At 36.7% G+C, this 17,554-nt stretch carries 18 protein-coding genes; 11 read left to right on the top strand and 7 right to left on the bottom strand.

What is annotated here, in order from left to right:
- The first annotated feature begins 94 nt into the window (after positions 1-94).
- From AC0L3Q_RS13625 to AC0L3Q_RS13615, 3 genes are all read left to right on the top strand, one after another.
- The gene (locus AC0L3Q_RS13625; RefSeq protein ID WP_473280074.1) at positions 95-418 is read left to right on the top strand and encodes a helix-turn-helix transcriptional regulator; all 324 of its coding nucleotides are present in this window, start codon (positions 95-97) and stop codon (positions 416-418) included.
- On the top strand, positions 412-1,698 hold the full coding sequence (locus tag AC0L3Q_RS13620) for a type II toxin-antitoxin system HipA family toxin (RefSeq protein WP_473280073.1): 1,287 nt from the start codon (positions 412-414) through the stop codon (positions 1,696-1,698). Before AC0L3Q_RS13625 ends, AC0L3Q_RS13620 begins: the two co-directional genes overlap by 7 nt.
- A gap of 62 nt (positions 1,699-1,760) precedes the next feature.
- A complete protein-coding gene (locus AC0L3Q_RS13615) occupies positions 1,761-2,594 on the top strand; it encodes a DMT family transporter (protein ID WP_473280072.1) in 834 nt (277 codons plus the stop codon).
- A gap of 3 nt (positions 2,595-2,597) precedes the next feature.
- On the opposite strand, the gene AC0L3Q_RS13610 is transcribed toward AC0L3Q_RS13615, so the two are convergent.
- Positions 2,598-2,849: a hypothetical protein gene (locus AC0L3Q_RS13610; RefSeq protein ID WP_073313983.1), complete on the bottom strand. Its 252-nt coding sequence runs from the start codon at positions 2,847-2,849 to the stop codon at positions 2,598-2,600.
- Between the two features lie 358 nt (positions 2,850-3,207).
- Positions 3,208-3,393: a DUF3307 domain-containing protein gene (locus AC0L3Q_RS13605; protein ID WP_473280071.1), complete on the bottom strand. Its 186-nt coding sequence runs from the start codon at positions 3,391-3,393 to the stop codon at positions 3,208-3,210.
- Positions 3,394-3,733: 340 nt separating this feature from the next.
- On the opposite strand from AC0L3Q_RS13605, the gene AC0L3Q_RS13600 reads away from it, so the two are divergent.
- The 5 genes from AC0L3Q_RS13600 to AC0L3Q_RS13580 all read left to right on the top strand — a co-directional run bounded on the left by AC0L3Q_RS13600 (position 3,734) and on the right by AC0L3Q_RS13580 (position 9,016).
- Positions 3,734-4,549 carry a methyl-accepting chemotaxis protein gene (locus AC0L3Q_RS13600; protein ID WP_473280070.1) on the top strand — a complete coding sequence of 272 codons (816 nt, stop codon included), beginning with the start codon at positions 3,734-3,736 and terminating at the stop codon, positions 4,547-4,549.
- A gap of 38 nt (positions 4,550-4,587) precedes the next feature.
- Positions 4,588-5,451 carry an adenylate/guanylate cyclase domain-containing protein gene (locus tag AC0L3Q_RS13595; RefSeq protein ID WP_473280069.1) on the top strand — a complete coding sequence of 288 codons (864 nt, stop codon included), beginning with the start codon at positions 4,588-4,590 and terminating at the stop codon, positions 5,449-5,451.
- A gap of 7 nt (positions 5,452-5,458) precedes the next feature.
- Positions 5,459-6,889, top strand: coding sequence for a Si-specific NAD(P)(+) transhydrogenase (gene sthA, locus AC0L3Q_RS13590; RefSeq protein WP_473280068.1), 1,431 nt, complete (start codon positions 5,459-5,461; stop codon positions 6,887-6,889).
- A 247-nt stretch (positions 6,890-7,136) separates the two neighbouring features.
- Entirely contained in the window at positions 7,137-8,399 is a 1,263-nt protein-coding gene (locus tag AC0L3Q_RS13585; protein ID WP_473280067.1) for a nuclear transport factor 2 family protein, read from the top strand.
- A gap of 11 nt (positions 8,400-8,410) precedes the next feature.
- A complete protein-coding gene (locus AC0L3Q_RS13580) occupies positions 8,411-9,016 on the top strand; it encodes a DUF6624 domain-containing protein (RefSeq protein ID WP_473280066.1) in 606 nt (201 codons plus the stop codon).
- A 14-nt stretch (positions 9,017-9,030) separates the two neighbouring features.
- Here the strand turns inward: AC0L3Q_RS13580 and AC0L3Q_RS13575 are convergent, their stop codons facing one another.
- Both AC0L3Q_RS13575 and AC0L3Q_RS13570 read right to left on the bottom strand, forming a co-directional pair.
- Positions 9,031-9,750: a LytR/AlgR family response regulator transcription factor gene (locus tag AC0L3Q_RS13575; RefSeq protein WP_073313975.1), complete on the bottom strand. Its 720-nt coding sequence runs from the start codon at positions 9,748-9,750 to the stop codon at positions 9,031-9,033.
- Positions 9,747-10,787, bottom strand: a complete 1,041-nt coding sequence (locus tag AC0L3Q_RS13570; protein WP_473280064.1) for a sensor histidine kinase — start codon at positions 10,785-10,787, stop codon at positions 9,747-9,749. The genes AC0L3Q_RS13575 and AC0L3Q_RS13570 overlap by 4 nt, the downstream gene beginning before the upstream one ends.
- 255 nt (positions 10,788-11,042) lie before the next feature.
- Here AC0L3Q_RS13570 and AC0L3Q_RS13565 point away from each other — a divergent pair, with 255 nt between their 5' ends.
- A complete protein-coding gene (locus AC0L3Q_RS13565; protein WP_473280062.1) occupies positions 11,043-11,405 on the top strand; it encodes a hypothetical protein in 363 nt (120 codons plus the stop codon).
- 7 nt (positions 11,406-11,412) lie between these two features.
- The gene (locus AC0L3Q_RS13560) at positions 11,413-13,014 is read left to right on the top strand and encodes an FAD-binding protein (RefSeq protein WP_473280060.1); all 1,602 of its coding nucleotides are present in this window, start codon (positions 11,413-11,415) and stop codon (positions 13,012-13,014) included.
- A gap of 24 nt (positions 13,015-13,038) precedes the next feature.
- Here the strand turns inward: AC0L3Q_RS13560 and AC0L3Q_RS13555 are convergent, their stop codons facing one another.
- The 3 genes from AC0L3Q_RS13555 to AC0L3Q_RS13545 form a co-directional block, all read right to left on the bottom strand.
- A complete protein-coding gene (locus AC0L3Q_RS13555; RefSeq protein WP_473280058.1) occupies positions 13,039-14,280 on the bottom strand; it encodes a leucine-rich repeat domain-containing protein in 1,242 nt (413 codons plus the stop codon).
- Positions 14,281-14,364: 84 nt separating this feature from the next.
- Entirely contained in the window at positions 14,365-15,498 is a 1,134-nt protein-coding gene (locus tag AC0L3Q_RS13550) for a PQQ-dependent sugar dehydrogenase (protein ID WP_473280056.1), read from the bottom strand.
- A 96-nt stretch (positions 15,499-15,594) separates the two neighbouring features.
- Positions 15,595-16,239, bottom strand: coding sequence for a hypothetical protein (locus AC0L3Q_RS13545; RefSeq protein ID WP_473280054.1), 645 nt, complete (start codon positions 16,237-16,239; stop codon positions 15,595-15,597).
- Between the two features lie 208 nt (positions 16,240-16,447).
- On the opposite strand from AC0L3Q_RS13545, the gene AC0L3Q_RS13540 reads away from it, so the two are divergent.
- Positions 16,448-16,894: a hypothetical protein gene (locus tag AC0L3Q_RS13540; RefSeq protein ID WP_473280052.1), complete on the top strand. Its 447-nt coding sequence runs from the start codon at positions 16,448-16,450 to the stop codon at positions 16,892-16,894.
- Positions 16,895-17,554: the final 660 nt, after the last annotated feature.

The raw sequence follows: 17,554 nt of genomic DNA, 5'->3' as shown, positions 1-17,554 counted from the left end.
TTGAACTTTTATTTAAAGTATATTTTTTTATACTTTAAAATATAAAGTTGATTGTATTGTATATTATACTATATTTTATTGAGTTGTTATGAATATGAATAATTTATCAGATGAGCAGGTATTAATAGAGCTTACTCAACGTATAAAACAGAAACGATTAAATCTTAATATCACGCAGGATGAGCTTTCAAAAAGAGCGGGTGTTCATGTGCAGACCATCAAAAATTTTGAATCTGGAAAGACTACCACGCTACTTACTTTCGTTCAAATATTGCGTGCCTTTGGAGATTTGGAAGCCTTAAATAAGTTACTCCCCGTTCCCGGTGTTAGCCCAATTGAGTTGTTAAAACTAAAAGGCAAAGAACGAGAAAGAGCTTCTCGAAGTAGTAAACCTAAAAATGACGATACATCATGGTAGATGTTATTAAGATCACCTTATGGGGAAATGAGTTAGGCGCATTAAGCTGGGATAAAACCAGAAACTTTGGATCTTTTGAGTTTTTTCCTTCGTTTTTGGCAAAAAACCTCGATGTTTCGCCCATACATATGCCTTTGCAAAACTCTACAAATAGAATATACAGTTTCCCCAATCTCAATCAGGAAACCTATCGCGGTTTGCCGGGAATGTTATCTGATGTATTACCAGACGACTTCGGAAATCGATTAATTGACCAATGGTTGGCATTGAATAATATTCCAAAATCAGAGTTTACTCCTTTGGATCGTTTGTGCTATATCGGTACCAGAGGAATGGGAGCTTTGGAGTTTCAACCTGCAAAAAACATAGGCAAAGCCAAAACTACCGTACTTGAAGTAGATAAATTAACGGGTCTTGCAGAAAAAATATTAAATACAAGAGAAAAGCTACAGCTTAATCTAGCAGAAACCGAACATCTTAATGAGTTGATCAAAGTAGGTACATCTGCCGGAGGACAACGGGCCAAGGCGATTATTGCTTTTAACGATAAAACCAATGAAATACGATCGGGGCAAACCAAAGCACCAGATGGTTTTGAGCATTACATATTTAAGTTTGATGGAGTAAATGATGCTGCCTTGGGAGATCCCCAAGGATATGGTAGAATAGAGTATGCATACTACTTGATGGCACTAGATTGCGGTATAGAGATGGAAAAATCTCTACTTTTTGAAGAAAACGATCGTGCTCACTTTATGACCAGACGATTTGATCGTGTAGGGAATGATCAAAAAATGCATATGCAGACCTTATGCTCTTTGGCGCATTTTGATTATAAGTCTCCTGGGGCGTATTCTTACGAAAATGCCTTTGAGATCATGCGACAATTGCGATTACCCCATACTGATGCTATTCAACTGTATAAAAGAATGTTGTTTAATGTTATTGCCCGTAATCAGGATGATCATACCAAAAACATTTCCTTTCTAATGGATCAGGAAGGTACGTGGCGACTCTCGCCAGCTTATGATATTACGTATTCTTATAATCCTGTTGGGATCTGGACAAGCATGCACCAAATGTCCATTAATGGTAAAAGAGATGATTTTGTTTTGGAAGATCTTATCGCTGTAGGGGATAAGATAAGCTATAAAGGAAGTAGAGAAGCGATTGCACAAATAAAAGAGGTGATATCTCGATGGAATGAATATGCCGAAAAAGCTGGGATTCCTGAGAACCAGGCAAATAGATTGAAAAAGGTATTTAGGCTTGATTTGTAAACCATAAAATCTACCCAAAAAGCAGGTATAATCTTTTTTGAAGGTGTATTTTTACTTCCCGTATGAAGAAAGCTATCTATTTTATGCTCCTCAGCGCTGTGTCTTTTACAGTAATGAATCTGTTCGTAAAATACTTAGCACACTACGGTAGTGGACAGCTAGTGTTATTTAGGGCCTTTGGGTCCCTCTTTTTTACGATGAGCTATCTACTGTGGCATAAAATACCCATTCTGGGAAATCAAAAGGTATTATTGATATCACGAGGACTTGCAGGGGTTACTTCTATGGGATTGTTTTTTATGTCGATAAATTACTTGCCTATCGGTTCTGCAGTGTCTTTACGGTACTTATCGCCCATCTTTGCTACAATATTAGCCGTTATTTTCTTAAAAGAGCATGTAAAGCATGTACAATGGCTATTTTTCTTAATGGCGTTTTCAGGAGTATTAATGATCAAGGGCTTTGATCCTAATATCGATTCTTTCGGGTTCGTATTAATTATGATTTCAGCCTTTTTTAGTGGAATTGTATATGTGCTGATCAGTAAAATAGGGCAAAGGGATCACCCTGTGGTTATTGTCAATTACTTTATGTGGATCTCGGTCTTGGTAGGAGGAGTATTATCCATTTTTGATTGGACAACACCACAAGGCATAGAATGGGTATTACTGTTAAGCTTAGGGGTTTTTGGGTACTTCGGACAGTTGTTTATGACAAAGGCATTCCAGTCCCAGGCGACCAATAAGGTGGTATCTCTAAAGTATGTAGAGGTACTTTTTACCATGGTAGCCGGAGTTTTTTGGTTTGGGGACCAATATCCGGTTCTAAGTCTGGTTGGAACCCTATTGGTGGTTACCGGACTTATACTTAATATTTGGTACAGGAAAAAGAGCTAAGGGTTAAGAGAAGTCTTCTCTTAAGTAAAATAGCATCTTGGACTTATCACTAAAGCTCTTTATAGTCATAATCTCTCCATTAAGCTTGTTATAAATAACTTCAGCAAATAAGAGGTCTACATAAAAAATACTATAATAAAAGTCGCGATTGCGATCGTTGATCGTGAATAGATGGATTCCTCTATCCCAAATGTCTTTGTATTTAACGTCTAAATGTCGAGCATTGAACTGTTGCTCAAGAGTAATTTTTTGCATAAGCAGGTATATTTTGATTTAAGGGATGATGAAATTACGGAAAAACCGTAAAAATTCCAAATCAATTTTATAGAATTCTTAACAATATTTTATTGAATAAAAGCCACTTAGCTTGTGAAAACTTAACATAGAAACCTTGTAATAAGTTTGCTTAAGGGAGGATTATTCGTTAGATTTATGTAGTTCTAAAGGCTTAGAGAAGTCAAAAAATCTATGTGGAGAAAGGTAAAATATAAAATTGCCGTGTGGATCAGTTGATCCATTCCCAGTATTGGAAAGAAAATCCTGGGTTTTTCACTGTATTTTGCTGCTAATTTACTAGTAAAAAAATCAGTAATGCCATGGAGTACTCCATTGACTAATGTGTAGAGAATCGCTGTTTTGATGTCGAAGATCCAGATGCAGAAAAAAGAAGAACAGCAGTATACACCAGAGTATGAATAGAGAGCCATTTTAGGTGCTGACTTTTACCCATAGCCATTTTTGAGGACTGAAATACATAATCCCCCATCCAATGAGCCACTAATAATAGACCAAAATTCATAATCAAAAGATACCAATATCGGATCTGATAACCTAATCAATGCTAAAATAATTAGGGATTATGATTACATAAAACATAAATGACGGTTTACTATGTTTCGGACCTTTAGACATCGTTTGTTATTTTGGTTTCTGGTTTTTATCACCTTTAGTTTGCTGATAATAACGTTGTCATTTACGTATATCAACAAAAGAGAACAAATCCTTTCGCGTACCAAAGAAATTGAACGCTCCTATGCGCTATTGCTCAAAAGTGTGAAGGCACAACAGGATTTTTTAGTTATGAAACCAAAAGCCAAAGGTTTTTTAGGACGGGGGATAGTGAATACCTGAATTATTATTTGAAACTACTAGACAGCACTCGATATGGTTTAGAACAAATTGACTTTTCAAAAGAGCATGAATTAAATCAGGTAATCGGTGAGATAAAATCAGATATCACTCGGATAGATTCTATTTTCTTGGATCTTATTGTTCAGATTCAAGCCAGGGGGTATAAGGACCATAACCTAGAGGGTTCTATGCGAAGAGATGCACATTGGCTCGAGCGCGCGCCAGAAATTCCCACCAAAGATGTACTCTATCTTAGACGACATGAAAAGGATTATATCATCAGAAATGAAAAAAGTTATGTATCCAGATTCAGAAGAAGGATAAAAGATATTCGAACACGAATCTCCCAACGCCCGATTTCTAGGAAGCGAAAAGAAGAAATTCTGTTTTATTTGGATAGTTACCAGCGCAAGTTCTTGCAATTAGTAGATCTGGACGAACGTATAGGGATCAGGGATAATTCCGGACTTAAGGAGCTGTTGGATAATGAAATAAATGTAGCAGAAATTAACTTTAACTATATTGTTGACCTTACTAAACAATGGGAGCAAAACGAGTTTAGGCGCCTCACCTGGTATTTTATCATTATCACCTTAGTGTTGGTAGGAGGTAGTGTTTTCATTAGTACCTACATTTCGAAAAAGATAACCCGACCACTCACTGAGCTTACCAATCATATCACTCGGTTTGTAGATAGTAAGTTTACACTCGAGTCTGAACATCCAATGGTGCGTACAGAAGACGAAATCGGTAAATTAACCCGTAACTTCTCTTTTTTGAAGGATGAAGTCATCTCTCGATTGAGGTTTTTAAGCAAAAAGTAGACGAACGTACCGAAGAACTGGCCAATGCTAATAAAAGATTGTTACGATTAAGTGAAGCCAATAGTCGTTTTGTACCCCAGGAGTTCCTGAATAACTTAGGTAGAAAGAGTATAGAAGAAGTCATGTTGGGAGACCAGGTGGAACGGGAAATGACCATTGTTTTTTCAGATATTCGTGAGTTTACCAAAATTTCAGAAAGCCTAAGTCCGCAAGAGAATTTTGACTTTATCAATGCCTATCTTAATGGAGTAGTGCCCATCATCAGATCCAATGGTGGTTTTATTGATAAGTTTATTGGGGACTCGGTAATGGCCTTATTTCCCAAAAATCCAGACAACGCTATCAAAACGGTATTCGAATTTGATGCTTTCCTCAAGGATTTCAATCTCAAATTGAAAAAAGAAAACAAACCCGCTATCCAGATTGGTACCGGTATACATACGGGGAACTTGATTTTGGGAACAATAGGACATGATCACCGTTTGGAAACGACCGTTATTTCGGATGCTGTAAATACGGCTTCTCGGGTAGAAGGGTTAACCAAATTCTATCATGCAAAAACTATTGGTACCGAAGCTACCATTTGGAAGCTAAAAAACCCTGAAGCATTTCGGTATCGATTTTTGGATAAAGTACGGGTAAAAGGAAAAACCAAAACTTTGTCGGTTTATGAGTTTTTGTCTCCTTCTGAAACCAAAAAAATAGCCTATTTGGAGGAGTACAATGAAGCAGTACAGTTGATCGAACAAAGTAAAATAAAGGAAGCCACAGTCTTGTTTGCAAAGATATTGGAACAAAATCCGGATGATGGAGCAGCCAAAATCTTCTATGAGAAATGCAATAATTACATCAATAGAGACACTCCCTCTTGGGATGATATTACGAATATGATTACCAAATAAATCGGATATGAAAAAGTTTGACCTTATTGTTATCGGTTCTGGGCCTGCCGGAGAAAAAGCAGCTGCCAAAGCAGCCTATTTTGGATACAAAGTAGTCCTAATCGAAAAAGAAATAAAATACGGAGGAGCAGGCGTACAAACAGGAACCTTGCCCTCAAAAACTTTGAAAGAAACTGCGCTCTACCTTTCTGGGATTTATCAAAAAGGGGTTTTTGGTGTGGATAAAGAAGTAGGTCGAGAAACTGGGGTTCATGACTTTTTGTATCGTAAAAATGTGGTGACCAATCATATGCACAAAACGGTAGGGCACAATTTGGAAAAGCATGGGATACAGGTGTTTGAAGGGTACGGAAGTTTTCAGGATCAAAATCATATTAAAATATCGGGAGCTATAGAAGAAATCATCTACGGAAAGTTTATTCTAGTAGCCACTGGATCCTATCCCTATCATCCAGAAAATATTCCATTTGATAACAAGCGTATCTTGGATTCGGATACGGTATTAAACATTAAGCATTTCCCAAAGTCTATCTGTGTATTGGGAGCAGGGGTAATAGGTTGCGAATATGCTACCATCTTTGGAGCTATGGGAGTCAAAACCTTTATCGTTAATGATAGAAATAAAATCCTGGGATTCCTGGATGCCGAAGTTTCAGAATCACTAGTGGATCAGATGCGGAAAAATGATATCAAGATCTTATTTAACAATTCAATTGTAGATTATGAAATCCCAGATGATGATGAAAAACCCTTACGCTTAACCTTGAAATCTGGCGAGATTCTGAATGTAGATATGTTTCTATTTGCTGCAGGAAGAAGCGGGCGTATAAAAGGGTTGAATTGCGATCGAATTGGTCTTAAAACAGGGAAAAGAGAAACCATTTTGGTGAATGATAAATTTCAGACCAACATCCCCAATATCTATGCGGTTGGAGATGTTATTGGCTTTCCTGCATTGGCCAGTACCAGTATGGAGCAGGGTAGAATAGCAATCACCCATATGTTTGATACTGCAGATTTACCTTCATTAACCGATGTATTTCCTTACGGTATATATACCGTCCCCGAAGTTTCTATGGTAGGTATTACCGAAGAACAAGCGATTGCACAAAAAATAGAATACAGTGTAGGTTATAGTTTTTTTAGGGATACAGCCAGAGGAATGATTATGGGAGATACCGATAACGGGTATCTTAAGCTGATTTTTGATCGAAATACCAAAGTTATCCTCGGCGTACACATTATTGGTTATATCGCAACCGAGCTCATTCACTATGGAATGGAGTTGGTGCGAGAAAAGAAGACGTTGGATAATATCATCAGTACGGTATTTAATTACCCCACACTACATAATCTGTATAAGTATGCCAGTTATGATGGTCTAGGAAATCTGGCAGGCAAGAAAATCAAAAAAGCAGGAGAATTGATTAAAGAATAAATCACGGGTCATTTAGCATTAAAAAGTGAACTGGAACTACACAGCTAAAAGCTCTTCCGTACAAAAGAAAGGACAAACGTCATTGCAATCTCGATAAAACTAAAGTTCACTGCATCTAACAGGATGTCGAGATATTGATATTTTTTAGGATACCAATATCGTAGTTGAGCAAAAAAGTTTAATTACCTGCTGGTATTCATATACTTTGGTGTTTATCAATACTAACGATAAACAAAACTGTATGAAAATGATATCCTTACTTGCATTGTTACTATCTGTGTTTTCAATACATGCTGAAGAAAACCTACAAGAGCGATATTTCCGAAACTTACGCTACAATCACGTTTCTCCTCATGTAGATATCAAAGGAATTCATGAAATAGACGCCAAAGAAGCTGCGCATAGTGCACATTATGTTTTTAAGTATACTGCAGACAATCAATTGGCAGAAATCATTAATCATAATTATCATAGAATCAAGAGGCATCCATTGGCTACTATTGGAGCATATAGAACAGTTTTTAGCTACGATACCAATTCAGAAACACGTATGTTTTTTGATATCAAAGGAAACCGAATGACCAATGATCGCGGAGTGTATAAGGAGGTTTACACCTATGATAAAAAAGGATTTAAGTACGCTTTGGATTTTTATGATGAAAATGATCAACCTATGAACTCTAATTGGAATATTACTAAGTATAGATGGAGTAAAAATAAGAAGCTGGTCATAGAAAAACGATATGATATTGGGAATACCCTTATGGATATTTCGCCCTACTTCGAATTCGGGATTACAGGAATTCTCTACAGAAAAGATGGATCTCCTAAATGCAATTACAATCTAAATGAACAATTAAGGATTACGGCGAACAGTGTGGGAGTAGCCTCCTATAGTGATGTGTATGATCAAAATGGGAATCACGTTGAGTTTTCTTATCAGGATGAAAAGGGAAAATTAACGAACAACCAATGGAAATATGCCAAAGCGGTGCAGCAATTTAATGATAAAGGAGAACTAGTACATATTCAACGATACGATAAAGATGGAAAACTCTTGGGAGATGTCAATTTTCCCGCTCCTAGTGCAATCAAAATAGCACCTTCGGTTTCAAAAAAAGATAGTTTGGAGATCAAAGAAAAGGCATTGGGATATTTGATAGCCTTGCAGGAGTTAAAACCAGAGCTGATGAGTAGCGTATTTCATCCTGATTTAGCAAAAAGGACGTTCCGTAATGATTGGAAAACCAAGAAAGATAGTATTCATGAGACTACTTATAAGGAAATGGTATCCTTTGCAGAATCCTGGAACAAATCAGGGACCAAGTTTCCTTCAAAACCTTCTAACCAAGCCATTATTTTAGATGTCTATCATCGTATTGCTACGGTTAAACTCGTTTCAGATAATTGGGTAGAATATTTGCATTTGGTTAAAACCAACCAGCAATGGAGCATCATCAATTTATTATGGCAGTACAAGAACATTAATCGATATCCGAAGACAAAATAAGATCAATCAAAATGAGAACAATTATCATATTGCTATTAGCTAGTGCGTATTTTTTACCTACCTATGGCCAACTTACGGATCATACTAAAGATTCATTACAAACGAAGCTTAAAGTCCTTTTTATGAAAGATCAATTCTTTCGGAAAATGTACAAAGATGTAGAAGAACAGTACGGTTCAACTTCTGATGAAACTGAATACTTCTGGGAAGTTGTAGAGAAACAAGATCAAATCTTACAAAAAGAACTTATCATTATTATCGAACAATACGGTTGGTTAGGAATAACAGAGGTAGGCCGTTTAGCCAATACAGCACAATGGGCAATTTTGCAGCATGCCTCTGTTGCGACAAAGCAAAAATACGCTGGGTTATTAAAAGCCTCGGTATTAGAAAAGGAATCTCAGCCGCAACACTATGCCAGGCTTATCGATCGGATGCTCATCAATCAAGGAAAAGCGCAGCGGTATGGAACTCAAATAACAACAGATGATAGCGGAAATAAAATCTTTTATCCAATTCAGGAACCAGGATCCATCAATCAACGTAGAGCAGCAATAGGACTTTCTAGCATACAAGATTTTGCCAAAAAGATGGGAGTCGAGTGGAAGGAGAATTAACAGAAAAAGCTAGACTAGGATCTCCAACCTTTGTCACCTGTATTGTATATTTTTTGGAGTGCTTTTTCTCTATAGCTTCTCCCAACGGGGATCTTATGGTGTTCAATTTCCAAAGTATTCCCTTCGATAGCGTTTACATAATGAAAATTGATAATGTATGATTTATGGATTTGCACAAATTGATTAGATGGTAGTATTTCCAAAATACCAGATAGGGTTTGGTAGGTAACAAATGATCTATTGGTAAGTACTACTTTAATATAATCTTTAAGGCTCTCAATAAACAAGATATCAGTGTATTTTACTTTTACCTTCTTGTTATCCACCTTAAAAAATGCAGCTTCCGGAAGATCTACGGTACTGGATTCGGTAACGGTGTATTGCTTCTTTACCTTTTCTACAGCTTGTACAAAGCGATAAAAAGGAATAGGCTTGATTAGGTAATCTATGGCATTCAATTCAAAACCTTCTACAGCATAGTTTCTATGTGCTGTGGTAAAAATCACATGGGGAGTGTAGGATAGGGTCTTCAAAAAATTAATACCGTTAAGCATTGGCATCTGGATATCCAAGAAAATGATATCTACCTGATCATCCTTTAGGTATTCCATAGCGGATAGTGCATCATCAAACTTTCCTACCTCAGTAAGGAATTCCAATTTTGCAATATACCCCGATATGACATCTTGTGCCAGGGGTTCGTCGTCTACTATAATGCATCGTATCGAATTCATGCGTTGTTCAAATCAATGCACAGCTCTGTATAGAACTTTTGTGCTTTTTCTTCTAATTTAAAGGTATGTTTTTGGGGATAAATAATCTGTAATCTCTTGGATAAGTTTTGAACACCAATCCCATTTTTATGGTCTTCTTTGGGAATATTAGCTACCGGATTAATGGTGTTGATCTGCAATTGGTTTTGAGTTACTGCAATTTTAAGGTATATGTCTACAATTCCTCTTTCATTCAGCGCACAATGCTTGAATGCATTCTCTGCTAGGGGAATGATGATCAGTGGTGTAATCATCACCTTACTAAAATCTCCCTCCATCTCCAATTGTAAATTTAAGCGATCTCCAAAACGCAACTTTTCCAGTTCAATATAATCGTTTAGGTGTTGTATTTCTTTTTCCAAGGAGATCTGATCCTCACTAGCGTCATATAGGGTATAGGATAACAGGTTGGACAATTGTAATAAAGCCTGTGGTGTTTTCTTAGAACTTTTGAGCGAAAGCGAATATAAGTTATTCAAAGTGTTGAACAGAAAATGAGGATTCATTTGCGATTTCAGAAAATTCAACTCACTGATTTTCTTCTCCTTTTCCAAACGTTCTATATTGATCTTATTCGTAAAATGATCTTGTAATATTTTGATGGCAGTAGGAGGCCCGAACCATAATAGTATAGATCTAGCTAGTCCAAGAATTCTTGGCAAGGCAAAAAAGTCTTTAGGAGGATTAGTCAATTCTAACAGATATGGAAAGACCAAATAATATCGTAGCAACAACACCAACCAGGAATTCAAGATCAAAAGTGGGATAAAAATGATAAAATAAGTAGCGTATTTCTTCCTGGAAATGAACTTCGGCCATAGATAATACATATGAATGTAATAGAAGGGGATTTCTATAATACATCCTAGATAGTTGTATGTGGCTCTTTCAAAAGAAAATCCATACAAGACATCCAGTAAGATCCAGATCAATAGATAAACGATCCAAAATAGGGTGTGTTTAAGGATTCTATTTTTAAGAAGAACGTTGATTGTCATTTTGGGTTCCCTGTCTAGTGTGGTTGTAAAAACTGTGGTAATATCGTCAAATTATACCAAGATCAATATAATTTTCTCTCAACAACTCTAATCTCTCGATGAAAAATTTAAGAATTAGGGGTGTTTCCCCGTTTTATATGATTTGATTTCTTGTTATTTTTATCAGCAATACTCCACATTTATAATCGTCATATGCACTCTTTCCGGCAAGGATAGGGTAGAGTTTGTTGTTTATAACACTTAATAACCATGTATATGACACCGTCAAAAGCTTCAAAAAGGCTACCGATGTTTCTGGCAGCCGCACTTCTGTTTTTATGTTTTTCATGCTATTCGGTAAAAATAGTAGGGGTAAATAGCGTACCCAATCCAGATCCGAATAATGATAGCGATGATGGATATCGCAACCAGCGGGTGATTGTTCTGGATACCATCGTTAAGTCTGGAGTAATTACCGATGGAATAGGCCTCAAAACACAAAGAGAAGGTTGTGTTTCTGGGGAGTTACACTCTGTAGAGTACAAAAACACTTTTGGAGGGTCCTTATTATACTTGATCACTTTTGGAAGTAAGCGTAAAGTAAGGATCAAATATGTATGTGCAAAAACCGAAAACTAAATCCACCATGGCTACAACAAAAGATTTTCAAAAAACACAATGGGATACATTACACCGCAATGGCCCATTTCCACTCAAATTATTACAAGTTACAGAACTAGAGGGCAAAGCGAATATGCCTTCTTCTCTAGATCGATATAATGATGCTGCCAAAGAAATTCAGCGATTAATCACTGAAGCTCACAATAATGGTCACGGTTTTAGACCCTATGGATCACGTTGGTCCATGTCCAGCATTGCACATCAAAAAGATCGGATGCATTTTAATAGTCATATGAATATCGACTTGCCCGTGCAACCAGGAGAGGTACATTCGAGCAGTCCATATCATCCTAGTAATTTGTTCTTTTTTCAGTGTGGAAACACCATCAAAGAAATATCAAAAGCGCTAGGGGCACATGGTAAATCCTTAAAGACTAGTGGGGCGAGTAACGGGCAAACTATTGCCGGTTGTATAGCAACAGGTGTTCACGGTTCGGCTTTGGACGTGGGATCCATACAAGATTATGTAGTAGGGTTGAACTTGATTGTAGGGCCAAAGGATACCGATATCGTATATCTGGAAAGAAAAACAAAGCCCGCACTTAAGGATAGTTTTGCTCAAAAAATCAAGGCTCGAGTGATTCGTGATGATGCCTTGTTTAATGCTGCCGTTGTAGGGTTAGGTTCATTTGGTTTTATACATGGCGTATTGATAGAAGCCGAAAATCGTTTTCTACTGAAGCGTTATGTACGTAAAATTGATAAAAAGACTGCATTGAAGCTGTCGGATACCATGGATTTTAAAAACTCAACGTTTAAGATTGATGGAGAAGTAGATCAGGCAGGCAAACCACTTCGTCCGTATCATTACAAGGTTTTTATCAACCCCTATGTAAATGATAATCAATATGTGGTAGAAGCAATGTATAAAAAGCCGTATCGAACACCATATCCAGACCCTTTTACCGCCATAGAAAAATCGATTTATAGGGATTTGATCTATCTGTTGATACGAATCAGCGAACGATTCCCAAAGGCTATTCCCTGGTTTATTAAACGACTCGAAAATGCCATTTTACCCGACGTAAACGAAGAAACCACAGGGACGTTGTATGAAACCTTTTGGGATGCACCCTATCAAGGTCCCGCTTTTGCCTGTTCTTTTGGAGTAGATCATAAACATTCTTCCAAAGCATTAAAAATCCTAACGGATTTGACCAAAAACGAAGGGCCAATACCTGGAATCTTTGCGATGCGATTCGTAAAAAAATCGGAGGCAACGTTGGCGTTTACCAAGTTTCCTATTACCTGTGTGATAGAGATCGATGGCGTGCTATGGAAAAAAAGTAATAAGTTAATGAGCTTAAAAGAGTTCTCTGCCCGAATGATACAGGTGTTGAAGCAGAACAATATTCCGTTTACCATCCATTGGGGTAAGAACGCGGCCTGGACATTTCCTGGGCTAGTGGATCATATGTTTGGTAGCAAAGCCAAAGAATGGGAACAACAACGTGCTCGGTTGTTATCACCAGAGATGGCAGTGCTATTTTCTAATAAATTTTTAAAGGACATCGGTTTATCAAAAACACCACCTCCTACAGGTGGTGGTCCTGCACCTATTGTATAATAGTAAGGATACTGTTGATCGTTATTATTTTCTGACTTTTAGCTTAGGTATGGCCTTTTTTAATTCGTCAAGTTGATTTTGATCAAAATTAGAGTTAACATATAATGATAAATACTCATGACTACCATTTAGTGAAGAAACGTCTTCTACATTGGTATTTACGATATTAAGTTGTCTTAAGGTCTTTTTGTTAGCTAAAGGGGAAATGTCACTTACACCTGTGTTTTTTAGGATCAGACCTCTTAGTACCGGAGCCTTTGCCAAAGATGCTACCGAAGTGACTTTGGTATTTGATAAGTCGATAAAATCTAATTTAGTCAAATCTGTTAACGGAGTTAAGTCCTCTACAGCGGTTTGATCCAAACGTAAACTTTCCAGATTAGTCACACTTTGTAGTGGAGTAATGTCTACAAGATTAGTATTATCGCGTAAGTTTATTTTTTTAAGTTTTGTCTTTTCTTTAAGTCCTTTGATATCGGTAAGTTTATGACATGCTTTAATGGTTACAGAGGTTAAATTTGCATTACCACTAAGAAAATCTAAAGAAGTTAATTCACTTATGCCAAACATACTCATTTCTTCTAATGAACTGATAGAACTTATAGATTGTAAAGAATTGGCATTCGCGTTAGCATTTTGAGAAATGTCTAAAGTAACAAGGCCTTGTAGGCTATCAATTGGTGAATAATCCATTAATCTTTTATTGCCACCAGAAATAAAAAGCTTTTTAAGGTTTGACATACCTTTTAAAAACGCTATTTGTTCTAAATCTAAAGAGCTTAGGCTCAAAAATTCGATGTTATTGTAAGAAGTCAAACTTTCGATGTTCGTAAATGCTGAACCTGAAAGCTTAAGCTTTTTTAGATGTTGTGCATTAGACAAAAGTTTCATATCGAAAGATACCCGATCCGAATTATTGTATCTTCTATTGGTTATAGAGATTTCTTCTAAAGCGGTTAAATTAGAAATGCTCTTAAAACTAGTAATGTTTGATAGATAAGGTATATCGAGTTTTTTGACCCATTTTAAGTTCTTGCATAACTTATCGAAATCTTCTTGAGATATATCTTTCTTTAGTGATATAGATCTTTCTGCTCTATTTTCAATTTTATTAATAGAGTCAATAACTTCTCCCGAAACTGCAGAGATATTTATATAGGTTCTGCGAACTGTAATTGCATCTTTTATAGCTGATTTTCCAGTATTTTGACTATAAACAGCAGATTGTATACACAGACAACAGATTAGAGGTAAAAGAAATTTCATAGCGATGGTTTTAGATGAATTATGTTCTAAAGCTATAAAATTTATTCTACTTACTTACAACTGAGCTGTTATTTGGTATAACGACTAGGGAATACTATTGATCTCGATAATACGATGAGTGGCACTGGTATCTCCATAAGAATCCCCATTGGTAGCAATAAAAATTCTTCCACCGGGTGATATGGCGATATCTCGTAGCCTTCCAAAGGTTCCTGTAAAAAAGGATTCCTCTTCTGTGATCGTATTGCCATCATCGCTTAGTGTAAGAGCAACAATTTTTTGGTCTTTCAACACAGTCATCAAAAACTTGTTGGTCCATTGTGGGATTGCAGTTCCTGTGTAAAACGCTAAATCTGATGGTGCTATGGTTGGTGTCCAGTTAAAAATAGACTCGGTCACCGTGGTGCTTGCCGCAAAGGCTTCTTCGGCTGGAGTATTAATAACACCCATCACCTCTGGCCAGCCATAGTTGGCTCCGGCAACAATTCTATTGATTTCATCATCATTTTGTGGACCGTGTTCTGAGCTATAGATATTTCCGTTAGGATGTCGTACTAAGCCTTGAGGGTTTCTATGTCCTAGACTGTATACATAACTGTTGGTAAAAGGATTATCGGTTGGGATACTTCCGTCTAGGCTAATTCTTAGAATCTTACCGGCTAGAGAGTTTAAGTTTTGAGATAAACTGGTATTCCCGGCATCTCCTGTGGTCATCAAAAGATGTAGATCATTGGTGATCATCAATCGTGATCCGTTATGAATACCTGCGGCAGGGATATTATCCAAAAGTGTAGTTTCATCAGACAATGTATTATTGGCATAGGTAAAACGTACCAAACGTTCTAACAAATTATTACCACTTTGATAGGTGTATACTGCATATACAAAAGGATTCGAATCAAAGTTGGGATGTAATACCATACCTAGCAATCCGCTTTCCTGCACTTGTTCTACTGCTGCAATACGAATGAGTTCTAGTTGCTCACCAGTATCGGGATTGATTCTACTGATGCGTCCGTTACGCTCGGTTACCCAAAGAAAATTATCGGGCCCCCATAGGATTTCCCAAGGTACACTTAGGGTACTAATCAAGGTTGTGGTAGCATCGGTTGGATTTGGATCGGGATCTGGGTTTGGGGTAGCGTTGTCGTCACTAGAACAGTACAATAACATGGAAGTGATAAGAACAATACCTAAAAAAGTGAATAGCTTATTCATAGTTTCTTAGATTTGGTTGTGAACTCCTATATATTGATAACCAATTCTTTCAAGATTTATTTTATGAGAAGGGAAGAAAGATCAGAGAAAAGGGCGCTAATCTCTTTTAAAATCTTTAAAAAACGTGTTTTGATCTCCGATTTGAAGACCTAGACGATCAAAAATGGCATATACTTTGGGTTTGTTTTTGGTTTCAAAAAAGATAAAATAAAACTGATCATCATACAGATGTACAATCCCCATTTCTGCACCATGTGGAGCCAGCAGTGTATTTATTTCAGAAAATATCCGGCTATCAATGGGATACCCTTTGGTGAATTTGGCCCAAAAATCATCTTTTATTTTTGGATACAATCCACCTAAACAATGTTCTATGTTATATATAAAATCTCCTGCATTAAAATTATGATCCACCGAGGGCAGAAAACACTGTTTTGCTCTTACGTTAATAAGCGCAATGATATCGTGATACATATAGATACGTCGTTCTTCTTCACTAATAGTAATGTGTTTGTCTACATAACCACCAGTCTCATAGGATGTAACGATTTGCTCTTTTGCAGGGAGTTTCATGGTACGTATCGAATCAATAAGTGCAGTCTTATCAATTGTATGGTGTGTCAAATCAATAAGATCAATAAAGGCCTGTTGAGCTGCCAAATCTTCTTTAGAAAAAGAACTCTTGTTTTGCGAACAGGAAGAAAAAAACAAACGGTACAGATTAAAATAAAAGTAAACCATTTTTGGTTGTGGTGTTTTTGCATCATTGATCAACTATTGTTTGGTTCTATAGTACAAAGAAACAGATTATTACTGAAAAATTAAGTTAGAGAAATGGGGCTTTTTCCTTGGTTTTAGAAAGAATTAATCAGTAATTTTGAAGCCAATTAATTCTTCTCTGTAGTTCAAAGGCTTTGAACCATGTTTTGAATGATATAATGATTGTACTATGGGATTTGTAAAAGACTCTTCTTTTTATCACGACGCTATACAAATATTAGAATACCCCTGGGGGGATTATTACATGTTTAGCACTTATATTGTTTCCGAAATCAAAGAAGGAGTGGTTTACACCTGGGACGACCATGCTGCTCCCGTGGTGAAGGAACTAAGCGAGTTGTATGATCAAAAAGGGGAGAACCTGGTGCTTATTGCCAATCGCGTACATTCGTATTCGGTAAAACCCAGTGACTGGATTAAATTCTTCAAAAGTGATTATAAATTAAAAGGATACGCCATCGTTACTTATTCTCGAAAAGGCTTTATCACTTCGTTGATCGAAAAACTCTTTATGCGTAGTACCTTCCAAAGTTTCGATAATTTGGAAGAGGCGATTGCCTGGGCCAAAGAAATCACCAATACTTCCGAAAGCAAATCTAATGGTAAAAGCGCATAACTGAGTGTTTTTAGGAGATTATAGATTGCTTTTAATATCGCTAGATTCATTAATCTAAGCCTTCTTACCATTTAACTATCCGAGAAAACCATTCGTCGAAAAACTACAAAAACAACTGTATTCTGGTGGTACCTTTACTACAAGGAAACAAAAAAAGATGTAGTTATGAGAAACTTTCACAATATATTCGGAATAAGTATTTTAAGTATAGTTCGTTTGATAATTCAAACACCAGATGCCCCAGATTATACCTTCAATAAATAATACAGTCAGTGCAAATAATTATTAATTTAAAGTAAACCGTCATGAGAAATTTTTACAATATTTTCGGAATTAGTATGTCTAACATTTTCAATTTCATAAGTGAGTTACCTGGCGCTTCCAGATATGCCATGCGCAAATAGGAAAAGAATAAAGTTTATAAAGTAGTAACCCCTAAAAGATGGGCTACATACCCCAGTAGTCATCAACATACAACGCAACGTTAAAGTAACATAGGTCATGGTGCAATGCCAGAAAGAGGAGATAATTATTATGATTATCTCTTTTTTTATGTGGGAAATGTACACTTCGACTCCCACTTCGGCAAGCTCAGTGTGCAGCTCAGTGTACGGTTGAGTGTACGAATAGGGAATGTGCACTTCGGCTCCCACTTCGGCA

The sequence above is a fragment of the Aquimarina sp. KJ22-3 genome (genome assembly GCF_055808215.1).
The sequence above is the reverse complement of the archived record's forward strand: the minus strand, read 5'-3'. Positions and strand labels throughout refer to the sequence as shown.

Excerpts from the sequence above, each read along its gene's own strand:
- AC0L3Q_RS13545 (WP_473280054.1), bottom strand. The coding sequence starts at position 16,239 with ATGGTTTACTTTTATTTTAATCTGTACCGTTTGTTTTTTTCTTCCTGT.
- AC0L3Q_RS13555 (WP_473280058.1), bottom strand. The coding sequence starts at position 14,280 with ATGAAATTTCTTTTACCTCTAATCTGTTGTCTGTGTATACAATCTGCT.
- AC0L3Q_RS13570 (WP_473280064.1), bottom strand. The coding sequence starts at position 10,787 with ATGACAATCAACGTTCTTCTTAAAAATAGAATCCTTAAACACACCCTA.
- sthA (WP_473280068.1), top strand. The coding sequence starts at position 5,459 with ATGAAAAAGTTTGACCTTATTGTTATCGGTTCTGGGCCTGCCGGAGAA.
- AC0L3Q_RS13540 (WP_473280052.1), top strand. The coding sequence starts at position 16,448 with ATGGGATTTGTAAAAGACTCTTCTTTTTATCACGACGCTATACAAATA.
- AC0L3Q_RS13610 (WP_073313983.1), bottom strand. The coding sequence starts at position 2,849 with ATGCAAAAAATTACTCTTGAGCAACAGTTCAATGCTCGACATTTAGAC.
- AC0L3Q_RS13550 (WP_473280056.1), bottom strand. The coding sequence starts at position 15,498 with ATGAATAAGCTATTCACTTTTTTAGGTATTGTTCTTATCACTTCCATG.
- AC0L3Q_RS13625 (WP_473280074.1), top strand. The coding sequence starts at position 95 with ATGAATAATTTATCAGATGAGCAGGTATTAATAGAGCTTACTCAACGT.
- AC0L3Q_RS13580 (WP_473280066.1), top strand. The coding sequence starts at position 8,411 with ATGAGAACAATTATCATATTGCTATTAGCTAGTGCGTATTTTTTACCT.
- AC0L3Q_RS13575 (WP_073313975.1), bottom strand. The coding sequence starts at position 9,750 with ATGAATTCGATACGATGCATTATAGTAGACGACGAACCCCTGGCACAA.
- AC0L3Q_RS13560 (WP_473280060.1), top strand. The coding sequence starts at position 11,413 with ATGGCTACAACAAAAGATTTTCAAAAAACACAATGGGATACATTACAC.
- AC0L3Q_RS13615 (WP_473280072.1), top strand. The coding sequence starts at position 1,761 with ATGAAGAAAGCTATCTATTTTATGCTCCTCAGCGCTGTGTCTTTTACA.
- AC0L3Q_RS13585 (WP_473280067.1), top strand. The coding sequence starts at position 7,137 with ATGATATCCTTACTTGCATTGTTACTATCTGTGTTTTCAATACATGCT.
- AC0L3Q_RS13620 (WP_473280073.1), top strand. The coding sequence starts at position 412 with ATGGTAGATGTTATTAAGATCACCTTATGGGGAAATGAGTTAGGCGCA.
- AC0L3Q_RS13565 (WP_473280062.1), top strand. The coding sequence starts at position 11,043 with ATGACACCGTCAAAAGCTTCAAAAAGGCTACCGATGTTTCTGGCAGCC.
- AC0L3Q_RS13605 (WP_473280071.1), bottom strand. The coding sequence starts at position 3,393 with ATGAATTTTGGTCTATTATTAGTGGCTCATTGGATGGGGGATTATGTA.